Below are 22,946 nucleotides of genomic sequence, written 5' to 3'. Positions count from 1 at the left end.
CGCCGCGCGTTCGGCCGACGCCCGATCGGGCATCAGGCGTACGAGGCATACGCAGGACCGCCACCCGACCGGTCATCAGGTGTACGGGTGCCCCATCGGCCCCCAGGTGTACGCGCCCGACCGAGCCCCAAGTCGGCCCGCCTGAACGGCTCTTGCCCGCGCTTACCCGCGCAGCGGCTCCCCCGTTCCCACCAGCCCTTCGCGCAGGGCGACCGCGACGGCGTAGGTCCGGTTGGGGCAGTTCAGTTTGGACAGCACGAGCGCCACGGTGCGCTTGGCGGCGTGCTCGGACACCCCGAGCGCCTGGCCGATCTGTCGGTTGCTCAACCCGCCGACCAGCAGCTCAAGGACCTGTCTCTCGCGCTCGGTGAGCAGCCCGATCGCCGAGCCGGTCCGCGCCCCGGCGTCCCCGCTCCGGCGCTGCGCCGATGCCGCGCGCGGGGTCTGCTTCGGCAGCAGCCGCTCGCCGTTGGAGATCCTGTGCAGCGCGTCGCCGAGCCCCTCGGTGGTCAGGGCGTCCTGGTCCAGGATGCCGTCGCAGCACACGGCTCCGTCGGCCGCGATCCGCCGGCTTTCCACACCGGGCAGGACCAGCAGTACGCGGATCCCGTTCCTGCTGACGACCGCCGCGAGTTCGGCGGCCCACGCGTCCTCACCCGTCCCGAAGCCGTTCACGCACCACAGCACCAGTACGTCACAGGAGAGGATGAGCAGTTGGATGGCGTCCTCTGGCGACGCCGCCGTGAACTCCTCGGGACCGTGGACCGAGTACTGCCGCACATGGTCGGCCTCCGCCAGCATGGCGGCGAGTCCCGCGCGCGCCACCTCGCCCCGTGCCACCACCACGACTCTGACCGAACCCGTGTCCATGCGGCTCCCCCGTTCGTCGAAACGACCGACTGCGATTATGTCCCCGCGGAGAGCATTCTCGGCCACTCCCGCGTTGCTCTCGGCGGTCGCCTCGGTGGCCGGTGCAAGGACCTTGCGGCAGGCACCGGACGGATGAGAGGGACGCGTACGACCCGTCTACTTCCGGCCGTCTACTTCTGGTTGCCCAGCAACGCTGTGCCGAGTGGCGTGAGCGCGTGAAGGACCGCGCTGCCGATCCGCGTCGTCGACACCAGTCCCGCGTCACGCAGGACAGCGGTGTGTTCGCTGGCCGTCGAGAGGGAGATACCGACGCGTTCGGCGAGCGCCGTCGTGCCGGCGGGGTGGCGCAGACCCGCGAGGACACGGGCGCGAGTGCGTCCGAGGAGCGGGGTCAGGACATCAGCCGAAGGGCCGGGCCCTGCCGCGTCGGGCATGGGGTAGACCAGCACGGTCGACGCGGTCGGCCGGTACATGAGCAGCGCGGAGCGCGCGAAGTACGAGGGCACGAGCAGGAGTCCGCGCCCGCACAGCTCCACCTTGTACGACCGCGGCGCCGGTATGAGCAGGTCCGGCGGCTGCCACTGCCAGCGCGGTCCCAGTGTGGCGAGCAGGGCGTCGACCCCACCGCGCAACAGGGTCTCGGCGCGCAGCGCGCGGTCGGCGGCCCCGGTGGCCCGGATCCGGGGCCACAGGGGCGCCATGGCCGTCCGGTGGTAGCGGTGCAGATCCCGCGCCAGATCACGGCGGGCGTCCGTGCCTCCCGCCAGGAGGTCCCTGACGCGCGGTCCGGTGGTCACCGTCGTGTGCAGTTCGGCGAGTTCCCCGGCGAGCCCGGCGTCCGGCGTGAGCGCGGCGAGGTCCACCGCCGAGCCGAAGTCATCGGCCGACGTCTGGAGGAGGAAGTCGGGCACATAGCCGCCGGCGGAGACCAGTTCGTGCAGGATTCCCGCCCGCTCGGCCAGTCCCGTACGCATGGTCCGGCGCCAGGAGTCGAGCCCCGGCCGGGTCGGGCCCGGCCGCTGCCGGCCGAGCAGATGCCGCACGCTCAGCGCGGTCTCGCCCAGGGCGTTGGGTGCGGGCGCCAAGGTGATCTGGCGCAGATCGGCGGCGGTGAAGCGCAGTCGGATCACCCGCCGATTATCCGGGTCACGCGGTCCTTTCGGCCAGAACCGAAAGGGGAGGTGAGCGCGCGGGAGGCCGAGGCACGCTGCACGGGACCGAAGTCCCGGGTGCCGGCGCGGCACCGCAGCCGGCGCCCGGGTCCCGCCACGCCCCGGAGGAGAACGATGCCCGTATCCCCACTCCGCAGAGCCGCCGCCCGCAGAGTCCCCGGAGGCGTCCCCGACCGGAACATCGCGAACGCGGCAGCCGTCCACGGATGCCGGGCCGTGCGGCTCGGGGCGGCCGTCGCCCTGTTGCTTGTCTTCCAGGGCGGCGGGGCCGAGGCCCGCGAATGGCCCGACACCTACGTCGTGTCCACGGCCCCGGGCACCCTCCCCGAGGGGATCACGGTCGAGCCGGACGGCACGATGTACGTGTCGTCCGACGGCACCGGGCAGATCTACCGGGGCTCGGTCCGCACCGGGCACCTGCGGCCCTTCCCCGCACAGGGCATGGAGCAGCGCACCAGCACGCTCGGCGTCCACACGGACCGCGGAGGCCGGATCTACTCCGTGGGCGGATCGACACTCACCGTGCACGACCGTGCGGGACGCCTGCTGACCCGGCAGACCGCGCAGGACGGTCCCCTCGGGCCCGCCGACCTCAACGACCTGGTGATCACGCGCGACGCCGTCTATGTCACGGACTGGGCCAACCCGGTCGTGCACCGCGCGGAGATCCGGCACGGACGTGTCGGACCGCTCAGGCCATGGCTCGACATGCGGCCGTCCATTCCGCAGTTCCCGGCGCGGTACTGGCTCCTCAACGGAATCGTGGCGGATCCGACGGGCCGCACGCTTCTGGTCGCCTCCAACGGCACCGAGGCCGTCTGGCGCGTCGACACGGGCACCCGGGAGGTCGTCCCGCTCGCTCTCGACACGGACTCGTTCGCCGCCGACGGCATGGTGCTGAGCGGTCACACGCTGTACGCGGTCATCAATTACGGAGCCCCGTTCGGCGTCTACATCGCGGATCTTGACGCGGACCTCCGTACCGGGACGGTGACCCACCGGATCACCGACGCGGGCTTTGACCTGCCCACCACGCTGGCCCGTCACGACTGCCGCCTGTACGTGGTCAACAGCCAGAACGATGATCCGCCCGGTGAGCCCCCGTACACCGTGACGGCCGTCGCGGATCCCACCTGCGGGTGACAGCGCCCTCGATACCACCGGCCCGGGGGAACGGGGGTTCCGCGGGCCGGTTCCGCACGCACACCCAGCACCCAGCAAGGGACACCGGTACCGCACCCCGGCAATAGGGCCACCCCGCACTTACCCGCGAGGACCGGTGCGCGGTATCCAGGAGAGAGGCTGTTTGTCCAGTGATGCCTGGATCGAGCCGATCTCTAGGAGTCTCTAGGAGTGCTCATGGACGCCCCGACCGCCACCACGGCCGACACCGCCGCGCGGGACGACGCGCAGGAGGAGCCGACCGTACACATTCTCTGGATCAACGCGGGGCTGAGCTGCGACGGGGACTCGGTGTCCCTCACCGCCGCGTCCCAGCCGAGTATCGAGGAGCTGGCGCTGGGCGCGCTGCCGGGTCTGCCGAAGGTCGCCGTGCACTGGCCCTTGATCGACTTCGAGTGCGGGCCCGTACAGGGCGCCGACAACTTCGTCGACTGGTTCTTCAAGGCCGACCGCGGGGAGTTGGAGCCGTTCGTGCTGGTCGTCGAGGGATCGATCCCGAACGAGCGCGTCAAGCCCGAGGGCTACTGGTGCGGCTTCGGCGACGACCCCGAGACGGGCCAGCCGATCACCACCAGTGAGTGGCTGGACCGGCTGACCCCCAAGGCCCTGGCCGTCGTCGCCATCGGGACCTGCGCGACCTACGGGGGCATCCACGCCATGGCCGGCAACCCGACCGGTGCGATGGGTGTGCCGGACTATCTGGGCTGGGAGTGGAAGTCCAAGGCAGGCATCCCGATCGTGTGCATTCCGGGCTGTCCGGTGCACCCCGACAACGCCTCGGAGACCCTGCTGTATCTGCTGTACCAGGCGGCGGGCGCGGCGCCCATGATCCCGCTGGACGAGGAGCTGCGTCCGACGTGGCTGTTCGGCGCGACGGTCCATGAGGGCTGCGACCGTGCCGGGTACTACGAGCAGGGACAGTTCGCCGAGGAGTACGGATCCCCGCAGTGTCTGGTCAAACTCGGCTGCTGGGGCCCGGTCGTCAAGTGCAACGTCCCCAAGCGCGGCTGGATCAACGGGGTGGGCGGCTGTCCCAATGTGGGCGGTATCTGTATCGCCTGCACGATGCCGGGCTTCCCCGACAAGTTCATGCCGTTCATGGACGAGCCGCCGGGCGGACATGTCTCGGCGGCGGCGAGCGGTGTGTACGGCTCCGTCGTACGGCGGCTGCGGCAGTACACCGAGAAGACCGTGGAGAAGGAACCGAAGTGGCGCACCAAGGGCGACCTGCTGAAGACCGGCTACCGGCCCCCGTGGTGACCCGCGGCTCCCGGCGGGTGACTCCGGTTCTCCGCTGAGGATCACACTCGACAGGAAGGCGGCGCGGCACCATGGCGACGGTGACGGACAAACCGGCGAGCGTCGGTCTCACGGAGATGTCGTGGGACCCGATCACCCGCATCGTGGGCAGCCTCGGCATCCATACGAAGATCGACTTCGCCGCGAAACGCGTCGCGGAGTGCTACAGCACCTCGTCCGTGTTCCGCGGGTACAGCGTGTTCATGCGCGGCAAGGATCCCCGGGACGCGCACTTCATCACCAGCCGGATCTGCGGCATCTGCGGCGACAACCACGCGACCTGCTCGGTGTACACGCAGAACATGGCGTACGGAGTGGCGCCCCCGCACCTCGGCGAGTGGATCATCAACCTCGGCGAGGCCGCCGAGTACATGTTCGACCACAACATCTTCCAGGAGAACCTGGTCGGCGTGGACTACTGCGAGCGGATGGTCCGCGAGACCAATCCCGGTGTCCTGGAACTCGCCGAGCGCACCGAGGCACCGCACGCCGGTGACCACGGCTATCGCACCATCGCCGACATCATGCGCTCGCTCAACCCGCTGGAGGGCGACTTCTACCGCGAGGCCCTGCAAGTGAGCCGGTACACACGGGAGATGTTCTGTCTGATGGAGGGCCGCCATGTGCACCCCTCCACGCTCTACCCCGGAGGCGTCGGCACGGTCGCGACGATCCAGCTCTTCACGGACTATCTGACGCGGCTGACCCGCTATGTGGAGTTCATGAAGCGCGTCGTACCGCTCCACGACGACCTTTTCGACTTCTTCTACGAGGCACTGCCCGGGTACGAGGAGGTCGGCAAGCGCCGGGTGCTGCTCGGCTGCTGGGGCGCCCTCAACGACCCGGAGTACTGCGACTTCCAGTACGCGCACATGGCCGACTGGGGCCGCAAGATGTTCGTCACCCCCGGCATCATCGTGGACGGCAAGCTGCTCACCAACAGCCTGCTCGACATCAACCTCGGCATCCGCATCCTGCTCGGCTCCTCGTACTACGAGGACTGGGCGGGCCGCGAGAAGTTCGTCGAACGGGACCCGCTGGGCAACCCGGTGGACGAACGGCACCCGTGGAACCAGCACACGATCCCGGCCCCGCAGAAGCGCGACTTCGAGGACAAGTACAGCTGGGTCATGTCGCCGCGCTGGTTCGACGGGACGGATCACCTCGCCCTGGACACGGGCGGCGGACCGATCGCCCGGCTGTGGTCCACGGCGCTGTCGGGCCTGGTCGACATCGGCTACGTCAAGTCCACCGGGCACAGTGTCCGGATCAATCTGCCCCGCACAATGACCAAGCCGGAGATGACGCTGGAGTGGGAGATCCCGGCGTGGAGCAACGCCATCGAGCGCAACCGTGCCCGCACCTACTTCCAGGCGTACGCGGCGGCCTGCGCCCTGCACTTCGCGGAGCAGGCGATGGAGGAGGTGCGCGCCGGACGGACCCAGACCTGGGAGAAGTTCGACGTGCCCGACGAGTCGATCGGCTGCGGCTTCACCGAGGCGGTACGGGGTGTGCTCTCGCACCACATGGTGATCAGGGACGGCAAGATCGCCAACTACCACCCGTATCCGCCGACTCCGTGGAACGCCAGCGTGCGCGACAGCTACGGCACACCGGGCCCGTACGAGGACGCGGTGCAGAACACGCCCATCTTCGAGGAGAACCCGCCCGACGACTTCAAGGGCATCGACATCATGCGGACCGTCCGCAGCTTCGACCCCTGTCTGCCGTGCGGCGTGCACATGTACGTCGGCGGCGGCCGGACCGTCGAAGAGACCCATCTGCCGACCGGGTTGAGCGGACTGGCCGGCTGATCCTTCGCCCGAGGGGTCCCGCACACGAGAGGCGTGCCGATGGCCGGACAGGAGACGGGCGAGCACATCGCCGAACTGCTCGACGAACTGGCGCGGCGGGCCGGGCCCGAAGCACGCGACACGGCGGACGAACTCGTGCGCAGCGTCGTGGAGTTCTACGGCGAGGGCCTGGCCAGGACGGTGCGGCTGCTCAAGGCCGCGCCGGCCGGCGCCGATCCGGTCGCCGTGCTCGTCGCCGACGAACTCGTCGGCGATCTGCTGATCCTGCACGACCTGCATCCCGAGGACACCCTGACCCGGGTGGGCCGGGCGCTCGACAAGGTGCGCCCGTACCTCGGTTCGCACGCGGGTGATGTCGAGGTCGCCGGGCTCGACCTGGACGCCTCCGAGGGACCGACGCTGCGGCTGCGGCTGCGCGGGAGTTGCGACGGGTGTCCTTCGTCCACGCAGACCGTGCGCTGGACCATCGAGGAGGCCGTCGCCCGGCTCGCCCCCGAGGTGGCACGGATCGACGTCGAGGGCGTCGCCGAGGACACCCCGCGGGAGCAGCCCCTGTTGCAGATCCAGCCGCACCGGCCGGACGACGCCCCGGGCGGAACGGGCGCTCCGGAGGCGTCGGACGCGTCGCGTGGGCCGGAAGCGCCGGACGGGCCCGTCCAGTGGCACACGGTGAGCCCGCCCGCACTGCCGGCCGGAGACCGGTCCACCCATGTCACCGAGGTGGGCGGGCACCCGCTGCTGCTGGTGCGGCTGCCCGGGAACCTGTACGCCTACCGTGACCGCTGCCCGTCCTGCGGCGGAGGTCTCGGTGCCGCCGTGCTCGACGGTGAGTCGCTGCGGTGCGCGCGGTGCGCGGCACAGTTCGATGTGCGGCGGGCGGGACACGGGGACCGGGGACACCTGGAGCCCGTACCGCTGCTTGAGGAGGACGGCGCGGTACGGGTCGCGCTGCCCGGGGAGTTGCTGGGGGCGCGGCCATGACGGCGGACGTGCTCAAGCAGTTCACGCGCCGGCCGCCGCCTCCGGGTGAGCGGTGCGAGCTGTGCGGGGAGCCGCTGCCGTCCGAGCACCGGCATCTCGTGGACACCGCACGCCGGTCCCTCAAGTGCGCCTGCCCGCCGTGCCATCTGCTCTTCATCCGGCCCGGTGCGGGGCAGGGCCGCTTCCGCGCGGTCCCCGACCGCTACCTCACCGATCCCGGATTCGCCCTCGACGCGTCCGACTGGAACCGGCTCCAGATCCCGGTGGGGCTCGCCTTCTTCTTCCGCAATTCCGCGCTCGACCGGCTCACGGCCTTCTACCCCAGTCCGGCGGGCGCCACCGAGAGCGAACTCGACCCGGAGACCTGGGACGCCGTACTCGGCCACACCCGGCTCACCGGGATCCTCGAACCCGATGTGGAGGCACTGCTGCTGCACTACGAGCGCGGAACACCGGTGACCTGCACCCTCGTTCCGGTCGACGTCTGCTACGAGTTGGTCGGCCGGATGCGGCTGCACTGGAAAGGGTTCGACGGTGGCGCCGAGGCCCGAGCGGATCTCGCCGAGTTCTTCCGGCGGATCGAGACGGCGGCGCGGCCCCTCGCTCCGGACACCGACCCGGCACCGGACCCGGGAGGCAACGCGTGACCGATCTCCACTTCACCTGCACCGGCGTACGGCCCGAGCCCTTCGGCGCCGGACCCACGCTGCTGTTCGGGCTGCGGATCGAGGAGTCCGACCACCAGCAGGTGCACGCGATCGCGCTGCGCTGCCAGATCCGTATCGAACCCGCGCGCCGCCCCTACGCGCCCGAGGAAGTCGGCATGCTGGGCGACCTGTTCGGGGAGCCGAGCCGGTGGAGCAGCACGCTGAAGCCGCTCCAGTTCGCGCACTCCTCGATCACGGTCCCCGGATTCACGGGTACCACCCATGTCGATCTGCCGGTGCCGTGCACCTATGACACCGAGGTCGCGTCCGCGTCGTACTTCCGTGCCCTGTCCCGAGGCGAGATCCCGCTGTTGATGCTGTTCTCCGGCACGGTTTTCACCGGCCGGGGTGGCTTCCGGGCCGAGCCCATCCCCTGGCACAAGGAGACCCAGTATCTGATGCCGGTGGACGTGTGGCGGGGCATGATCGAGCAGTACTTCCCCGGTACGGGCTGGCTGCGGATCCGGCAGGACTGTCTGGAGTCGCTGCGCAGCTACCGTTCCGAGCGTGCCCTGCCGTCCTGGGAGCGGGTCTTCGAGGAACTGCTCGCCACCGCCGGTGCGAAGGGCGGCGACTGAGATGACGCGTTCCCTCAACCCCTTGGCCGACGGCTTCGACCAGGCCCGCGCGGTCGCCGACGCGGTGCTGTTCGAGGGGTACGTCCTCTACCCGTACCGCGCGTCGGCCGCCAAGAACCGGGTGCGCTGGCAGTTCGGCGTCCTGGTGCCGCCCGCGTGGGCGGGGACGGGCGGTGAGCACGACGTACAGCGCACGGAGTGTCTGTTGGAGCCGCGCGAAGGCGACCGGCTCCACGCGGAACTGCGCTTCCTGCGGGTACGGCGGCGTACCGTCGAACGGCTCGCGGACGACGGCACGTTCACCGAGGTGTCCGAGCTGGAGTTGCCCGACCGGGTGCTCGTGCCCTGGGACGAGGGCACCGAGGAACGCGTACTGATCCACGCGCCGCTGGCCGAGTTGACGGAGGATCAGGCGCACGCGCGTGCCGTGACGTTCGACCTGCCGTCCGCCACCTCCCATGAGTCGGTGACCGACGAGGAGGGCCGCACCGTGGGCCGGCTGGTCCGGCGCGGGTCACGGGTCAAGGGTGACCTCCGGCCCCAGGTGGAGGAGTTGCCCGGTCCGTACGGCGCCGTACGCCTCTCCGTGACCGTACGCAACATCACTCCCGTCGCGAGTACCGCCGACACGGGTCGTGAGGCGGCGCTCCCGCACAGCATGGTCGGTACGCATCTGCTGCTCGGGGTGCCCGGTGGACGGTTCCTGTCGATGACCGATCCGCCCGAGTGGGCGCGCCCCGCCGTCGACGCGTCACACAACGACGGCACCTGGCCCGTCCTGGCGGGTCCGCCCGGCGGGGACGACATCGTGCTGTCCTCGCCGATCATCCTGGAGGACCACCCGGCCCTCGCGGACGAGAGCCCCGGACCGCTCTACGACGCCACCGAGATCGACGAGATCCTCTCGCTGCGCACGGCGGCGCTCACCGAGCGCGAGAAGCGCGAGGCACGGGGCACGGACGCCCGCGCCGCCGAGGTCGTCGACCTGGTCGACAGCATGCCGGAAGCGATACGGGAGCGGCTGCACGGAGCGATCCGGGGCCTGCGCGACGTGACAGGCGACGACGACGTCGCGGACTCTCCGGCCGCCGGACTGAGCCTGCCGGACGGCTCCGGGCACCCCTGGTGGGACCCGGCACAGGACCCCGAGGCGGATCGGACCCCGGTCACCGTCGTCATCGACGGCGAGACCGTGGGCGCCGGGAGCCGGGTCCTGCTCACCCCCGGAGCGCGCCGCTCCGACGCACAGGACGCCTTCCTCTTCGGCCGTCACGCGACCGTCGAGACCGTGGTGAACGACCTCGACGGCGAGACCCATCTCGCGGTGGTCGTGGACGACGACCCGGGCACCGATGTCCGCCGGGACCAGGGCCGGTTCCTCTACTTCAAGCCCGATGAGGTGGCCCCGCTGAAGGAGGCGCCATGACCGATCACGACCAGCCGCGCCGGGTCCTCGTCGCCGGCGTCGGCAATGTCTTCCTCCAGGACGACGGGTTCGGCGTGGAGACCGTCCGGCGGCTCGCCCGCCTGGAGCCGACTCGGCTGCCGCCCGGCGTGGAGTTGATGGACGCAGGGATCCGCGGGGTGCATCTCGCCTACCGGCTGCTCGACGGCTACGAGACCCTCGTCCTGGTGGACACCGTGAGCCGGGGCGGTCCGCCCGGCACGCTCTACACCATCGATGTCGGCCCCGAACGGCCGGGCGCGCGGCCGGACACGGAACCGGGCACGGGACCGGACGCGGTACCACTGGACACCCACGCCATGGACCCCGCGGCCGTGCTCGGCCTGCTGCACGACCTGCACGCCGGAGCGGGCGGCTCCCTGCCCGACGAGGTGTACGTGGTCGGCTGCGAACCCCGTGCGACGGACGAGGGCATGGGCCTCACCCCACCCGTGGCCCAGGCCGTGGAGACAGCGGCGGACCTGGTCCTGGACCTGGTGCGCCCGGACTCCCCCGGACCCCGGAGGAGCTGAACCGATGGAACTGAACCGCTGAACCGTTGAAAGGCTGAACGGCTGAACGGCTGAACGGCTGAACCGATGGAGGCAGGCATGGAATGGACCTGGATCGGCGTCGCCGCGGGCCTCGTCGTGGCCTATGGAATCGCCAGGAATCTGCCCGACGCACGCCGCTATCTACGCATGCGGCGCATGTGATCCCGGTACACGGGACCGGCCTCGACGCCGAAGCGGTCACCGGTGCCGATGCCGTCGAGCTGGAGATACCGCTCAAGGAAGAGATGGAGGGTGCCGTGCAGCTCCCCCAGCCGCACGAACCACAGGGCCAGGTCCATCGCGCCCTGCTGCGTGATCACGTAGACACGGCGCGCGGGGCCGCTGTCCGAGGCGTCCCAGTGCGAGGAGACCTCGCCGCAGCTCTCCATGGAGCGCAGCAGCCGGTACACATGGGCCGACTCGGTCTCCGCACAGCCGAACGCGCCCAGTCGCTGCACCAGTTCGTATCCGTGACCTTGACGCTCGGCCAGCAGCAGGAGCAGCACCGGGGTGAGCAGAGCGCGCCGCTCGACCTCGTGACCAGTCATCGTTCTCCCAGCGTAGCCAGCCTGGGCACGCTCGCACGTCCGGGCGGTGGGCGCGGTGCATGAGCTGTCCATCGCGATGGCCGTCGTGGACCAGGTCCAGGAGGCCGTGGGGGCGGGCGACCGCGTCACGTCGCTGACGCTGCGCATCGGCGAGCTGGCGGGGGTGGTGCCCGAGGCGCTGGACTTCTCGTTCGGTCTCGCGGCCGACGGCACCGCGCTGGCGGGTGCGCGGCTGCTGATCGAAACTGTGGAGGGACGGGCGCACTGCGACGGCTGCGGCCGGGACGCCCCGACCGGAATGCCCCCGGTCCTCTGGTGCGCCGGCTGCGGCGCGAATCTGACGCTGCTGGCGGGCCGGGAACTCGACATCGTCAGTGTCGTACTCGACGAGGAGGCGGGCCATGTGCCGAACCGTTGACCTCCATCAGGCCGTCCTCGCCAAGAACGACGAGCACGCACTCGCCCTACGGCGCTATCTGGCGGCGCGCGGCACGGTGGCCGTGAATCTGCTGTCCAGCCCCGGCAGCGGCAAGACAGCCCTGCTCGAACAGCTGCTGAGCCGGGCGGTCGCGGCCGGAACGCCCGCCGCCGCCGTCACCGCCGACCTGGCCACCGAGAACGACGCCACCCGGCTCGCCCGCTCGGGCGCCCCGGTCCAGCAGATCCTCACGGACGGGCTCTGCCATCTGGAGGCCGGGATGCTCCAGCGGCGGCTCGAAGGGTGGCTGCCCGAGGACACCCGGCTGCTGTTCGTGGAGAACGTCGGCAATCTCGTCTGCCCGGCCTCCTACGACCTCGGCGAGACCCTGCGCATCGCGCTCGCGTCGGTGACCGAGGGTGAGGACAAGCCGGTGAAGTACCCGGCGGCCTTCGGTCTGGCGCAGTTGGTCGTGGTCACCAAGACCGACATCGCGGACGCCGTGGGCTTCGCGCGCGAGGAGTTCCTGCGCGGGGTACGGCAGGTCAACCCGGGTGTGCCGGTCCTGGAGACCTCCGCACGCACCGGCGACGGCGTCGACGCGCTGCTCGCGCACATCCTGCGGTACGTGGACGGAGCGGAGCCGCACACGCCCGTCCTGGCACGCGAGCACGAGCGGTACCTGCACAGCCATGAGCACGCCGACGCCCACGAACATGACCATCAGCAAGGGAACGGTCACCCGCACGGGCACGATCATGTGCCCGCGCACGAGCGGGACGCCGTGTCATGACCGGGGCCACGGGCCGCGCGCGCCGGCACGTCACCGTGCGGGGCGTGGTCCAGGGCGTCGGCTTCCGGCCCTTCGTGTACACCCTCGCCGAGGACCTCGGCCTGACCGGCTGGGTCACCAACAACGCCCAGGGAGTCGACGCCGAGGTCGAGGGCCCGGCGCGGGCCGTGGCCGCGTTCTGCGCGCGCATCGGCACCCGGGCACCGCCACTCGCCGTGGTGGAATCCGTCGAGGAACGCGGCGTACCGCTGGAGAACGACGGCTCGGGCTTCACCATCCGCCCCTCGTCGGGCGGTCCCGGCCGCACCCTGGTGTCGCCGGACACCGCGACCTGCGCGGCCTGTCTGAGCGAGCTGGCGGACCCGGCGGACCGGCGTTACCGGCACCCCTTCGTCACCTGTACACACTGCGGCCCCCGGTTCACCATCGTGACCTCGCTGCCGTACGACCGGGACCGGACCACGATGGCCGGCTTCCCGATGTGCCCCGACTGCGCCCGTGAGTACGCCGACCCGGCCGACCGGCGCTTCCACGCGCAGCCCGTCGCCTGCCCCCACTGCGGCCCCCGCCTCACCCTGCGCACCGGCCCGCGCGAACCTGAAGGGCCACGGGACGCGGAGGCGCTGGCGGTGGCCCGCAGGATGCTCGCCGAAGGTGCCGTCGTCGCGGTGAAGGGTCTCGGCGGCTATCACCTGGCCTGTGACGCGGGCGACCCCACGGCCGTACGGACCCTGCGCAAGCGCAAGAACCGGGGCGGCAAGCCGTTCGCGGTGCTGGCCGACGGTCTGGAGACGGTCGAGCGCGTCGCGATGGTCGGTGCGGCCGAGCGGGAGCTGCTGCTCGGCCCCCGTAAGCCGGTCGTCCTGCTGCGGCGGCGCGCGGCCACGGCCGCCGAGGTGGCTCCGGGGGTCGCGCCCGGCAGCCCCGACCTCGGCGTGATGCTGCCGTACACCCCGCTGCACCGGCTGCTGCTCGGGCTGCCCGGGGATCCGCCGGGCCCGGCGGTGCTGGTCATGACCAGCGGCAACCGGGCGGGTGAACCCATCGTCACCGACGACGCCGAGGCGCTGACCCGGCTCGAAGGGCTGGCCGACGCGTGGCTCGTCCACGACCGCCCCATCCATGTGCCGTGCGACGACTCGGTGGTACGGATCTGCGCGGGCGCCGAGCTGCCGGTGCGCCGCTCGCGCGGCTACGCGCCCTTCCCCGTGGCGCTGCCCGTGCCGGTCGTGCCGGCACTCGCTGTCGGTGGTGATCTGAAGAACACGTTCTGTGTCGGAGACGGCCGCTACGCGTGGCTGTCGGCGCATGTCGGGGACATGGACGACCTGGCCACGCTGACCGCGTTCGAACGGGCCACCGCGCATCTGACGGACCTCACCTCCGTCGCCCCGCGGCTGCTGATCGCCGACCGGCACCCCGGCTACCGCTCCACGCAGTGGGCCCGCCGCGCCGCCGAGGCCCGGGGGCTGCCGCTGCGGCAGGTCCAGCACCATCACGCGCATGTCGCGTCGGCCATGGCGGAACACGGTCTGGACGGCTCGGCGCCGGTGATCGGGGTGGCGTTCGACGGGACGGGATACGGCGACGACGGGACCGTCTGGGGCGGTGAGGTGCTGATCGCCGACTACGACGGGTACCGCAGGTTCGCCCATCTGCGTCCGGTGCCGCTGCCGGGCGGTGACGCGGCGGTCCGCAACCCGTACCGGATGGCCCTGTCGCACCTCGGCGCAGCGGGGCTGCCCTGGTCGGACGATCTGCCGTGCACCGCCGCCGCCACACCGGAGGAGCGGCGGCTGCTGCGGCGCCAGTTGGAGCGCGGGCTGGCCTGCGTGCCGACGTCCAGCATGGGCCGCCTGTTCGACGCGGTGTCGTCCCTGGCGGGCGTCTGCCACCGCGTGGAGTACGAGGCACAGGCGGCGATGGAGCTGGAGAACGCGGCCCTGTCCGAGGGGTCGGGACCGGTCGGTGACGACGCGCGGAACGACTCGTACGGGTTCATGCTGGGAGCGGAGCCCCAGGGTTCCGCGGCGCCACCGACGGCCGGGCCCGGGCATCAGCCGGACGGCCTCGCGCCACTGGTCGCCGATCCGGCGCCGGTGCTGGCCGCCGCCGTCGCGGATGTCCGCGCGGGGGTTCCGGCGGGGGTCGTGGCCCGCAGATTCCACGGGGCCGTGGTTTCCCTGGTCCAGGAGGTGTGCGCGGTGGCACGCGAACGCACCGGCCTCACGACGGTGGCCCTGAGCGGCGGGGTGTTCTGCAACGCCCTGCTCACCGAGGGCTGCACCGCCGTCCTCGAAGGCGACGGCTTCACCGTGCTGCGGCACCACCGGGTGCCGCCCAACGACGGCGGTCTGGCCCTCGGGCAACTGGCCGTCGCCGCGCGGGCCGAGGCGTCCCGAGCCCCGGATTCCCGAGCCCCCGAGTCCCGAGCCGTCGATTCCCGAATCACGGGGTGAGCGAGGAGCGAGCCATGTGTCTGGCCGTACCCGGCCGAGTGCTGGAGATCGAGGAACGTGACGCGACGCGGATGGCCAAGGTGGACTTCGGCGGTGTCGTCAAGGACGTGTGTCTGGAGTACGTACCGGACATGCAGGTAGGGGACTACGCGATCGTCCATGTCGGGTTCGCCTTGCAGCGGCTGGACGAGGAGTCCGCGAAACAGACCCTGGAGCTGTTCGAGAACCTCGGGGTCCTCGATGAGGAGTTCGGGGACGCCTGGGGCAAGGCCGCCAGGGACGCGGGCGCCCAACGCCCCGCCGGTACCGGGCTCCCGGGCGCCGGAGCACCGACCGGCGCGGCCCCCGGCCATGGTGCCGGCATCCCGGATGACAAGGAGGCGCGGTCATGAAGTATCTCGACGAGTTCAGCGATCCGGTCCTCGCGAAGCGGCTCTTCGACGACATACGGGCCGTCACCACACAGCCCTGGTCGCTCATGGAGGTGTGCGGCGGACAGACGCACTCGATCATCCGGCACGGCATCGACCAGTTGCTGCCCGACGAGATCCAGCTGATCCACGGGCCGGGCTGCCCGGTCTGTGTGACCCCGCTGGAGATCATCGACAAGGCCCTGGAGATCGCGTCACGGCCCGAAGTGATCTTCTGCTCCTTCGGCGACATGCTGCGGGTGCCCGGCAGCGGACGCGATCTGTTCAAGGTCAAGAGCGAGGGCGCGGACGTACGGGTCGTGTACTCGCCGCTGGACGCCCTGCGGATCGCGCAGCAGAACCCGGACCGTCAGGTCGTCTTCTTCGGGATCGGCTTCGAGACCACGGCGCCGCCGAACGCGATGACCGTGTACCAGGCGAAGAAGCTCGGCATCGCCAACTTCAGTCTCCTGGTCTCGCATGTCCGGGTGCCCCCGGCCATCGACGCGATCATGAACTCGCCGGACTGCCGGGTGCAGGCGTTCCTCGCCGCAGGACATGTCTGCACGGTGATGGGCACCAACGAGTACCCCGAACTGGCCGAGCGGCACCGGGTCCCGATCGTCGTGACCGGCTTCGAACCGCTGGACATCCTGGAGGGCATCCGCCGGGCGGTACGCCAACTGGAGGCGGGCGAGCACACCTTGGAGAACGCCTACCCGCGTGCCGTACAGGCCGACGGAAGCCCCGCGGCCCGCGCCATGCTGGCGGACGTCTTCGAGACGACCGACCGGGCCTGGCGCGGTATCGGCATGATTCCGCAGAGCGGCTGGCGGCTCTCCCCCAAGTACCGTGAGTACGACGCGGAGTACCGCTTCGCGGTGAGCGGCATCGACACCCAGGAGTCGACGGTCTGCCGCAGTGGCGAGGTGCTCCAGGGCCTCATCAAGCCGCACGAGTGCGCCGCCTTCGGCAAGGAGTGCACCCCGCGCAATCCGCTCGGCGCCACGATGGTGTCCAGCGAGGGCGCGTGCGCCGCGTACTACCTGTACCGGCGCCTGGAGACACCGGACGCGGGCGCGGCACAGGAGGCGTCCGACGCGAAGGACGCCAGCACGAACGGTGCCGGTGCGAACGGTGCCGGTGCGAACGGTGCCGGTGCGAAGACGTCGAGCAAGGAGGCGAGTTCCGTTGGCTGACACCGCTTCGGCCCCCGCCGACTTCTCCGGCTGGACCTGCCCCGCGCCGCTGCGCGACCACGACAGGATCGTGATGGGTCACGGCGGTGGCGGCACACTCTCCGCCGAGTTGGTGGAGCATCTCTTCGCCCCGGCCTTCGGCAGCGACATTCTCGCCGAGCTGGGCGACTCGGCCCATCTCACTCTGGGCGGCGCCCGGCTCGCGTTCTCGACCGATTCCTTCGTGGTACGTCCCCTGTTCTTCCCCGGCGGCAGCATCGGTGACCTCGCTGTCAACGGGACCGTCAACGACCTGGCGATGGTGGGGGCCGTGCCCTCGTATCTGTCCTGCGGGTTCATCCTGGAGGAGGGCATCGAACTCGCCGTCGTGGGGCGGGTCGCCGAGGCCCTGGGTGCGGCGGCGCGCACGGCCGGCGTGGTGGTGGCGACCGGCGACACCAAGGTCGTCGACGCGGGGCACGGCGACGGCGTCTTCATCAACACCGCCGGGATCGGCCTGATCCCGGACGGCGTCGACCTGCGCCCGCAGCGCGCGGCGCCCGGTGACGTGGTGCTGGTCAGTGGCCCCATCGGGGTGCACGGTGTGGCGATCATGAGCGTGCGCGAGGGGCTGGAGTTCGGCGTCGAGATCCAGAGCGACACCGCGTCGCTGGCCGGTCTGGTCGCCGACATGCTGGCCGCGCACCCCGGCATCCATGTGCTGCGCGACCCCACTCGTGGCGGCCTGGCGACCTCGCTCAACGAGATCGCGGCGGCGGCCGGTGTGGGGATCACCCTGGACGAGCGCGCCCTGCCCGTCCCGGACACCGTGGCGAACGCCTGCGCCTTCCTCGGGCTCGACCCGCTCTATGTCGCGAACGAGGGCAAGTTGGTCGCGTTCGTCCCGCCGGAGCACGCCGACGCGGTCCTTGAGGCGATGCGCGCGCACCCGCTGGGCAAGGAGTCCGTGACGATCGGCCACTGTGTCGCCGACCATCCGGGCATGGTGGTCGCGGCCACCGGGCTCGGCGGCACACGGGTGGTGGACATGCCGCTCGGCGAGCAACTGCCCCGCATCTGCTGACGATCACCCACCGCCCACTGCAACCTTCTCGCAACCTGACGCGTGCTCGACTGGCTCCCATGGACCCTGACCCCATGGACCGTTACCCCATGGACTGTTACGCCATGGACCCTTACGAGACCGCGCGATGAGCGGCGCCCGGCCGGCCGGCGAGGGTGCCGCGCGGGTGGAGCTGACCCCGGCGGCGGCCGAGCTGCTGCGCCGGCTGCGCGAGGCCCACGGCCCGCTGATGTTCCACCAGTCCGGCGGCTGCTGCGACGGCAGCGCGCCGATGTGTTACCCCGAGGGCGAGTTCCGCACGGGCGCGTCCGACATACTCCTCGCGGAGCTGGCCGTGGACGGTGTGGCGGAACCCGTCACGTTCTGGATGTCGAGGAGTCAGTACGAGGTGTGGAGCCACACCCGGCTGATCGTCGATGTCGTCGAGGGCCGGGGCAGCGGTTTCTCGCTGGAAGCACCCGAAGGGGTACGTTTTCTGATCCGTTCCCGCCTTGTCGGCACATAGCCACTGACAGGGCCCCCTCCGTCTGATGGACTCCCTCCTTCTGAACTGCGCGCCGTCCGCCGCCGGTTGACCAACGGCGGGGCGGGACGGCGGCAGCCGGCCGGAGCGGAGAGGGCGGGCCCTGTCATGGCAGGTGCGGCGGTACGGAATCGGGAACGGACAGGACAGACACCGGAGTTAGGGGCGCCGGAACGTCGAACACGTAGGGGACGGAGACGGGTCGGAACGGGGCTGACCGCACTGGCGATGTCCGGCGCGCTGGCCGGTGCGGTGCTCTCGGGAGCGGCGCCCGCCAGCGGCGCGGAGCGTCAGGCCGGGCCGCCGGAGGTGCCGGTCGCTCCCGGAGTCACGTACCGCGAGTTCGACATCGCGGCGGCGAAGGGCCCGACCCACGCGCATCTGCTGACCGTCGATCTGCGCGACCGGCACGTGAAGGTGGATCTGCTGCGGCCCCCGGCGGTGGGCTCGCGCGCCACGATCTCCTCGCTCGCCGACTCCGCGGGAGCCGTCGCGGGCGTCAACGGCGACTTCTTCAACATCACCGAGACCCAGCATCCCGGAGTCGCGGCGACCGGCGCGGCCGTCGGGCCCGCGATCGGCTCGGGGCGCGCCCTCAAGGCGGCCGTCCCGAACGGACAGCGCTTCGGTCCGGCCCTGCCGCCCGGCACGACCACCGAGGACGTCCTCGGCGTCGGCACCGACGGCCGCGCCCGCCTGGACCGGATCGCCCTGGACGGCTCGGTCACCACAGCCACGGCCCGGCTGCCGCTGCGCGGGCTCAACCAGTACGCGCTGCCGGTGGGTTCGGTGGGCGCGTTCACCTCGGACTGGGGCAGCGTGTCCCGGGTCCGCGCCACCTGCGGAACGGACACCGACCGGGCGGCGCCGTGCAGTGCCGACACCCATGAGGTGACCGTGCGGCACGGCAAGGTGGTCGCGTCGGCGGACACACCGGGCAGCGGCCCCGTCCCGGCAGGTACGACGGTGCTCGTGGGCCGTGAGGCGGGCGCCCAGGAGCTGCGGAAGCTGTCGCCGGGCGACCGGGTGAAGGTACGGCACCGGCTGGTCGCCGCCACCTCCCGGATCCCGTACCGCTTCGCGATCGGTGGCTATCCGGTGCTGCGGGACGGGGCGGCGCTGCCCGGTCTGGACGCGCGGACGTCGGCCGTGCGCACGGCGGCGGGCATCGCGGACGGCGGACGACAACTCCTCCTGCTCGCCCTGGACGGCGCGCCCACCTCCCGTACCGGACTGAACATCGCCGAAGTCGCCGACGTGATGCGGGGGTTGGGGTCGCGGGACGCGTTCAGTCTGGACGGCGGCGGTTCATCGACGCTGGCGGCCCGCGCACCGGGCGCGGCCACCGTGTCGGTACGCAACCATCCGAGCGACGGCACGGAACGGGCCGTCGCGAACGGCATCGGCGTCTTCTCACGGCGCTGAACTCTCGCACGGCACCGAACGGATCGTCGTACTCCGCCACCACGGCACTCGCCTACGATCGACCGCGTGTGCGCATACGTCATGGTCGCCGAGGACGACGACAAACAGGCCGAGCTGGTCCGTCGCTATCTGGAACGTGAGGGGCATTCCGTCACGGTGGTACGGGACGGGCTCGCCGTTCTTGAGCAGGTCCGGCAGAGAGAGCCGGACCTGCTCGTGCTCGACGTGATGATGCCCCGGGCCGACGGTCTCGATGTGGTCCGGGTGCTGCGGGCGGAGGAGCGGGAGCTGCCGGTTCTGATGCTGACGGCCCGCACTACGGAGGACGATCTGCTGCTCGGGCTCGATCTGGGCGCCGACGACTACATGACGAAGCCGTACAGTCCCCGGGAGTTGATGGCCCGCGTACGCACCCTGCTGCGACGCAGCCGGCGGACGGGGCGGGACGCGGAGCCGGTGGAGCCGTCGGCAACGCTGACCGTGGGGGCGCTGGTCGTCGACCCGGACCGGCACGAGGTGCGTATCGACGGAGAGGCCGTCGAGTGCACGCCCGGTGAGTTCCGGATTCTCGCCGCGATGGCCGCCGAACCGGACCGTGTGTTCACCCGGCAGCGACTCCTGGAGGAACTGCACGGTTTCGACCGGTACATCAGTGGACGGACGGTCGACGTCCACATCATGAATCTGCGGAAGAAGGTGGAGCCCGCGCCGCGCAGCCCGGTGCGGCTGCTCACCGTCTTCGGGGTCGGCTACAAGCTGACGGATCCGGGCCGGGCCCGGGAAGCGCGGGTCCCGGCGCGAGGCGCGCGCGATGCGTCGCGGTAGCGGTTCCGGTGGCGGGGATACCCGTGCCCGTGAACGGCGGGGCGCGCGGCTGCCGTTGCGCAAGAGTCTGCTGGGGCGCTTCCTCGCCGTGTCGGCGGCCGTCGCGGCCTGCTCGGTGGTGGCGACGGCCTGGCTCGCGGCGCAGACCACGTCCGGGGCGATCAAGCAGGAGCAGGGGCAGAACCTCGCCGACGACACGCACATCTACACGACCCTGCTCGGGTACGCGGCCACGCATCCGGACTGGGACGACGTGGGCGGCACCGTCGAGCAGTTGGCGGAACGGACCGGGCGCCGGATCACGGTGACCGCGCAGAACCGCCGCCCGCTCGCGGACTCCAGCTCAGACTCCGGTGCGACACCGTCCGCCCTGCCGCGCCGGGTCTCGGCGGTGGTCGACCCGCTGTCCGTCGACACGGCCCTGTCCGCGTCGGGCGCGGAACTCTCCGACCCGCCCGCCGGCGTCTCCTGGGTGTCCGGGGCGTCCCGCTCGCCGACACCGACGATGGCGCCGCAGCCGGTGGCGAGCGCCGCACCGACCTCGGTCCCCGACTCCCGTGCCCCGGCCCCGGGCGCCCCCGTGAAGTCCCCCGAAGTCCGGACGGAGCCCGCCACGCCGCCCGCCGACGCGCCGGTCACGTCGACCGACCGCATCGACCCGCGTGCCGTGGGCCCCTTCAAGTTGCCGGCGGCGGAGCAGAAGGCTCTGGGCGTGGTCGCGAAGCGGGAGGCGGAGTGTCTGCGGCGCAACGGTGTGGCGGTGGACGTCGTCGCCGCCCCGAACGGGCGCCCCAGACTGCGGACCGCCGACGACTCCGCTCGTGTGTCGGAGGCCGCCCAGTCCCTTGCCTACCGGTGCGCGGTGGTGGATGCCGACGAGCCGACCCGGACCGAGGCCAAGGCGCTGACCGCGCTCACCCATCTGACGAACCTCTGTCTGGCGCGCGGCAACCATGAGGACGTCAAGCTCAACCTGGACCTGACCTGGACGACGGCGGGGGCGGCACCTGGGGTGCGCTCCGAGGTCGACGACTCGGCCGTGGCGTCCTGTGTGGGCACCGCCCGCCGGGAACAGCTCAGCACCTATGTGGCCGCGCCCGCACTGCTGTTCATCGCGGATCCGGGCGGCGCCACGGTGCCCGGCTTCGACCTGTCCCCCGCCAACACCGCCCAGATCGCGGGCGCCGCCGCGCTGGTGCTCGCCCTCACGGTGGGCGCTTCGGTACTGACGGGCCGACGGCTGGTCCGGCCGCTGCACGCGCTGACGGGCGCGGCACAGCGGATGAAGGACGGCGAGGACTCGGCGCCGGTGCCGGTCACGGCGGACAACGAGATCGGCCGGCTCGCGACGGCCTTCAACGACATGGCGGAACACCGCGCGCGTCTGGAGCGGCAGCGGAAGGTGATGGTCAGCGATGTCGCGCACGAGTTGCGGACTCCGCTGAGCAACATCCGGGGCTGGCTGGAGGCGGCGCAGGACGGCATCGCGGAACCGGACGGTCCGTTCGTCTCCTCGCTCCTGGAGGAGGCCGTCCAACTCCAGCACATCATCGACGACTTGCAGGACCTGGCCGAGGCCGACGCGGGCGCGCTGCGACTGCACCCCGAACCCGTACGGATCGATGACCTCGTCGGACAGGTCGCGGCGGCGCACCAGGCCCAGGCCGAGACGGCGGGCGTCACGCTCACGGTGTCCGTCCCGCCCGCCGACGACCTGCCCGTCCTGACCGTTGACCCGGTCCGGCTGCGGCAGGCGATCGGCAACCTCGTCTCCAACGCGGTCCGGCACACGCCGTCCGGCGGCGAGGTCACGCTGCGGGCGGTACGGGACCCCGAAGGCGACAGGGAGCAGGACGGGAAGGGTGTCGTCGTGGAGGTGCGGGACACCGGCGAGGGCATTCCGGAGGCCGATCTGCCGTATGTCTTCGACCGGTTCTGGCGGGCCGAGAAGTCCCGCAGCCGCAGGACCGGAGGCAGTGGTCTCGGTCTGGCGATCGTCCGCAAACTCACCGAGGCGCACGGCGGCGCCGTACGGGTGTCGAGCGAGGTCGGCGTGGGCTCGGTGTTCTCGCTGCGCCTCCCGGCCCCCGCCGAGGTCTCGGAGCGGGCCGAGGCTGATGCGATGACCACAGCGATCTGACAGGTTCTTCATAACTTCACGCCAGCCTTGCGGTCATGCCCGTGGCGGCGGTTCACGCCGGTCGCGGGCACCCCACATTGCCCAGCTGGAATGGAGCCACCGTCATGTCCCACCGCCCGTCCCTGCGTACCATCGCGCTGCTCAGCGCGACGGTCGGCGGCGTGCTCGTCCCGTCCACCGCGGCCTTCGCCACGGACTCGCCCACCCCGGCGGTCACCAAGCAGCCGGAGGCGACGGCCTCGAAGGCGCCGTCGGCCCGCCCTTCCGACGCTCCGGACCGCACCGCGACGCCCACCCCGGCCGTCACCGCTCCACGCGGTGGCGTGGCCGCCGGTGAGCGTCCTGCCGACAGCGGCTCCGGCACCGGTGCGCTCGCCGGTACGGCGGCGGGTGCCGCGCTCCTCGCGGGCGCCGGCACCTTCGTGATCCGCCGCCGCTCGACCTCGGCCCACCGCAACGGCTGACGTTCCGACCGGGTGGCGCCGTCCATGACGGGCGGCGCCACCCGACCGGCCGCCCCGCCCTCTGGAGATCCCGGGAAC

23 protein-coding genes are annotated in these 22,946 nt (G+C 71.5%); 20 read left to right on the top strand and 3 right to left on the bottom strand.

Annotated features, from left to right (window positions below):
• Positions 1-162 precede the first annotated feature (162 nt).
• Both ACFVT5_RS41725 and ACFVT5_RS41720 read right to left on the bottom strand, forming a co-directional pair.
• Complete coding sequence (locus ACFVT5_RS41725) at positions 163-870, bottom strand: LuxR C-terminal-related transcriptional regulator (RefSeq protein WP_389899371.1); 708 nt, start codon at positions 868-870, stop codon at positions 163-165.
• A gap of 170 nt (positions 871-1,040) precedes the next feature.
• Complete coding sequence (locus ACFVT5_RS41720) at positions 1,041-2,000, bottom strand: ArsR/SmtB family transcription factor (protein ID WP_389899370.1); 960 nt, start codon at positions 1,998-2,000, stop codon at positions 1,041-1,043.
• Between the two features lie 156 nt (positions 2,001-2,156).
• On the opposite strand from ACFVT5_RS41720, the gene ACFVT5_RS41715 reads away from it, so the two are divergent.
• From ACFVT5_RS41715 to ACFVT5_RS41675, 9 genes are all read left to right on the top strand, one after another.
• Entirely contained in the window at positions 2,157-3,185 is a 1,029-nt protein-coding gene (locus ACFVT5_RS41715) for an SMP-30/gluconolactonase/LRE family protein (protein WP_389899369.1), read from the top strand.
• Positions 3,186-3,401: 216 nt separating this feature from the next.
• Positions 3,402-4,484, top strand: coding sequence for a hydrogenase expression protein HypE (locus ACFVT5_RS41710; protein ID WP_389899368.1), 1,083 nt, complete (start codon positions 3,402-3,404; stop codon positions 4,482-4,484).
• 71 nt (positions 4,485-4,555) lie between these two features.
• Positions 4,556-6,337, top strand: a complete 1,782-nt coding sequence (locus ACFVT5_RS41705) for a nickel-dependent hydrogenase large subunit (RefSeq protein WP_389899367.1) — start codon at positions 4,556-4,558, stop codon at positions 6,335-6,337.
• Between the two features lie 39 nt (positions 6,338-6,376).
• The gene (locus ACFVT5_RS41700; protein ID WP_389899365.1) at positions 6,377-7,318 is read left to right on the top strand and encodes a NifU family protein; all 942 of its coding nucleotides are present in this window, start codon (positions 6,377-6,379) and stop codon (positions 7,316-7,318) included.
• Positions 7,315-7,965: a DUF5947 family protein gene (locus ACFVT5_RS41695; RefSeq protein WP_389899364.1), complete on the top strand. Its 651-nt coding sequence runs from the start codon at positions 7,315-7,317 to the stop codon at positions 7,963-7,965. The genes ACFVT5_RS41700 and ACFVT5_RS41695 overlap by 4 nt, the downstream gene beginning before the upstream one ends.
• The gene (locus tag ACFVT5_RS41690) at positions 7,962-8,603 is read left to right on the top strand and encodes a DUF6084 family protein (protein WP_389899362.1); all 642 of its coding nucleotides are present in this window, start codon (positions 7,962-7,964) and stop codon (positions 8,601-8,603) included. The genes ACFVT5_RS41695 and ACFVT5_RS41690 overlap by 4 nt, the downstream gene beginning before the upstream one ends.
• A 1-nt stretch (position 8,604) precedes the next feature.
• Entirely contained in the window at positions 8,605-10,029 is a 1,425-nt protein-coding gene (locus tag ACFVT5_RS41685; protein ID WP_389899360.1) for a hypothetical protein, read from the top strand.
• Positions 10,026-10,580, top strand: a complete 555-nt coding sequence (locus ACFVT5_RS41680; protein WP_389899359.1) for a hydrogenase maturation protease — start codon at positions 10,026-10,028, stop codon at positions 10,578-10,580. The genes ACFVT5_RS41685 and ACFVT5_RS41680 overlap by 4 nt, the downstream gene beginning before the upstream one ends.
• A gap of 78 nt (positions 10,581-10,658) precedes the next feature.
• Positions 10,659-10,763, top strand: a complete 105-nt coding sequence (locus ACFVT5_RS41675) for a DUF6893 family small protein (RefSeq protein WP_389899358.1) — start codon at positions 10,659-10,661, stop codon at positions 10,761-10,763.
• On the opposite strand, the gene ACFVT5_RS41670 is transcribed toward ACFVT5_RS41675, so the two are convergent.
• On the bottom strand, positions 10,739-11,149 hold the full coding sequence (locus ACFVT5_RS41670; protein ID WP_389899357.1) for a helix-turn-helix transcriptional regulator: 411 nt from the start codon (positions 11,147-11,149) through the stop codon (positions 10,739-10,741). The genes ACFVT5_RS41675 and ACFVT5_RS41670 overlap by 25 nt on opposite strands.
• 55 nt (positions 11,150-11,204) lie before the next feature.
• On the opposite strand from ACFVT5_RS41670, the gene ACFVT5_RS41665 reads away from it, so the two are divergent.
• From ACFVT5_RS41665 to ACFVT5_RS41615, 11 genes are all read left to right on the top strand, one after another.
• Entirely contained in the window at positions 11,205-11,567 is a 363-nt protein-coding gene (locus ACFVT5_RS41665) for a hydrogenase maturation nickel metallochaperone HypA (protein WP_389899356.1), read from the top strand.
• Positions 11,551-12,360, top strand: a complete 810-nt coding sequence (hypB, locus tag ACFVT5_RS41660) for a hydrogenase nickel incorporation protein HypB (RefSeq protein ID WP_389899355.1) — start codon at positions 11,551-11,553, stop codon at positions 12,358-12,360. Before ACFVT5_RS41665 ends, hypB begins: the two co-directional genes overlap by 17 nt.
• Positions 12,357-14,819, top strand: coding sequence for a carbamoyltransferase HypF (gene hypF / locus ACFVT5_RS41655; RefSeq protein WP_389899354.1), 2,463 nt, complete (start codon positions 12,357-12,359; stop codon positions 14,817-14,819). The genes hypB and hypF overlap by 4 nt, the downstream gene beginning before the upstream one ends.
• Positions 14,816-15,211: a HypC/HybG/HupF family hydrogenase formation chaperone gene (locus tag ACFVT5_RS41650; protein ID WP_389899353.1), complete on the top strand. Its 396-nt coding sequence runs from the start codon at positions 14,816-14,818 to the stop codon at positions 15,209-15,211. The genes hypF and ACFVT5_RS41650 overlap by 4 nt, the downstream gene beginning before the upstream one ends.
• Positions 15,208-16,428 (top strand): hydrogenase formation protein HypD, encoded by a 1,221-nt coding sequence (hypD, locus tag ACFVT5_RS41645; RefSeq protein WP_389899352.1) that lies wholly within the window; start codon positions 15,208-15,210, stop codon positions 16,426-16,428. The genes ACFVT5_RS41650 and hypD overlap by 4 nt, the downstream gene beginning before the upstream one ends.
• Complete coding sequence (gene hypE, locus ACFVT5_RS41640) at positions 16,421-17,491, top strand: hydrogenase expression/formation protein HypE (protein ID WP_389899351.1); 1,071 nt, start codon at positions 16,421-16,423, stop codon at positions 17,489-17,491. Before hypD ends, hypE begins: the two co-directional genes overlap by 8 nt.
• 127 nt (positions 17,492-17,618) lie before the next feature.
• Positions 17,619-17,996 carry a DUF779 domain-containing protein gene (locus ACFVT5_RS41635; protein ID WP_389899350.1) on the top strand — a complete coding sequence of 126 codons (378 nt, stop codon included), beginning with the start codon at positions 17,619-17,621 and terminating at the stop codon, positions 17,994-17,996.
• A gap of 246 nt (positions 17,997-18,242) precedes the next feature.
• Positions 18,243-19,439 (top strand): phosphodiester glycosidase family protein, encoded by a 1,197-nt coding sequence (locus tag ACFVT5_RS41630; protein ID WP_389899349.1) that lies wholly within the window; start codon positions 18,243-18,245, stop codon positions 19,437-19,439.
• An 81-nt stretch (positions 19,440-19,520) separates the two neighbouring features.
• The gene (locus ACFVT5_RS41625) at positions 19,521-20,264 is read left to right on the top strand and encodes a response regulator transcription factor (protein ID WP_389899384.1); all 744 of its coding nucleotides are present in this window, start codon (positions 19,521-19,523) and stop codon (positions 20,262-20,264) included.
• Complete coding sequence (locus tag ACFVT5_RS41620; RefSeq protein ID WP_389899348.1) at positions 20,251-22,404, top strand: ATP-binding protein; 2,154 nt, start codon at positions 20,251-20,253, stop codon at positions 22,402-22,404. Before ACFVT5_RS41625 ends, ACFVT5_RS41620 begins: the two co-directional genes overlap by 14 nt.
• Before the next feature lie 104 nt (positions 22,405-22,508).
• Positions 22,509-22,868: a sortase-dependent protein gene (locus ACFVT5_RS41615; protein WP_389899346.1), complete on the top strand. Its 360-nt coding sequence runs from the start codon at positions 22,509-22,511 to the stop codon at positions 22,866-22,868.
• Positions 22,869-22,946 lie beyond the last annotated feature (78 nt).

This window comes from Streptomyces sp. NPDC058001 (genome assembly GCF_042886315.1).
GTDB lineage: Bacteria > Actinomycetota > Actinomycetes > Streptomycetales > Streptomycetaceae > Streptomyces.
This window is presented reverse-complemented; position numbering and strand designations above follow the sequence as displayed.

What these genes read in the sequence shown, in the direction of transcription:
- ACFVT5_RS41700 (WP_389899365.1), top strand. Translation starts at nt 6,377, where the DNA reads ATGGCCGGACAGGAGACGGGCGAGCACATCGCCGAACTGCTCGACGAA.
- ACFVT5_RS41705 (WP_389899367.1), top strand. Translation starts at nt 4,556, where the DNA reads ATGGCGACGGTGACGGACAAACCGGCGAGCGTCGGTCTCACGGAGATG.
- ACFVT5_RS41615 (WP_389899346.1), top strand. Translation starts at nt 22,509, where the DNA reads ATGTCCCACCGCCCGTCCCTGCGTACCATCGCGCTGCTCAGCGCGACG.
- ACFVT5_RS41685 (WP_389899360.1), top strand. Translation starts at nt 8,605, where the DNA reads ATGACGCGTTCCCTCAACCCCTTGGCCGACGGCTTCGACCAGGCCCGC.
- ACFVT5_RS41725 (WP_389899371.1), bottom strand. Translation starts at nt 870, where the DNA reads ATGGACACGGGTTCGGTCAGAGTCGTGGTGGTGGCACGGGGCGAGGTG.
- hypF (WP_389899354.1), top strand. Translation starts at nt 12,357, where the DNA reads ATGACCGGGGCCACGGGCCGCGCGCGCCGGCACGTCACCGTGCGGGGC.
- hypD (WP_389899352.1), top strand. Translation starts at nt 15,208, where the DNA reads ATGAAGTATCTCGACGAGTTCAGCGATCCGGTCCTCGCGAAGCGGCTC.
- ACFVT5_RS41630 (WP_389899349.1), top strand. Translation starts at nt 18,243, where the DNA reads ATGTCCGGCGCGCTGGCCGGTGCGGTGCTCTCGGGAGCGGCGCCCGCC.
- ACFVT5_RS41625 (WP_389899384.1), top strand. Translation starts at nt 19,521, where the DNA reads ATGGTCGCCGAGGACGACGACAAACAGGCCGAGCTGGTCCGTCGCTAT.
- ACFVT5_RS41670 (WP_389899357.1), bottom strand. Translation starts at nt 11,149, where the DNA reads ATGACTGGTCACGAGGTCGAGCGGCGCGCTCTGCTCACCCCGGTGCTG.
- hypB (WP_389899355.1), top strand. Translation starts at nt 11,551, where the DNA reads ATGTGCCGAACCGTTGACCTCCATCAGGCCGTCCTCGCCAAGAACGAC.
- ACFVT5_RS41695 (WP_389899364.1), top strand. Translation starts at nt 7,315, where the DNA reads ATGACGGCGGACGTGCTCAAGCAGTTCACGCGCCGGCCGCCGCCTCCG.
- ACFVT5_RS41635 (WP_389899350.1), top strand. Translation starts at nt 17,619, where the DNA reads ATGAGCGGCGCCCGGCCGGCCGGCGAGGGTGCCGCGCGGGTGGAGCTG.
- ACFVT5_RS41680 (WP_389899359.1), top strand. Translation starts at nt 10,026, where the DNA reads ATGACCGATCACGACCAGCCGCGCCGGGTCCTCGTCGCCGGCGTCGGC.
- ACFVT5_RS41710 (WP_389899368.1), top strand. Translation starts at nt 3,402, where the DNA reads ATGGACGCCCCGACCGCCACCACGGCCGACACCGCCGCGCGGGACGAC.
- ACFVT5_RS41620 (WP_389899348.1), top strand. Translation starts at nt 20,251, where the DNA reads ATGCGTCGCGGTAGCGGTTCCGGTGGCGGGGATACCCGTGCCCGTGAA.
- ACFVT5_RS41715 (WP_389899369.1), top strand. Translation starts at nt 2,157, where the DNA reads ATGCCCGTATCCCCACTCCGCAGAGCCGCCGCCCGCAGAGTCCCCGGA.
- ACFVT5_RS41675 (WP_389899358.1), top strand. Translation starts at nt 10,659, where the DNA reads ATGGAATGGACCTGGATCGGCGTCGCCGCGGGCCTCGTCGTGGCCTAT.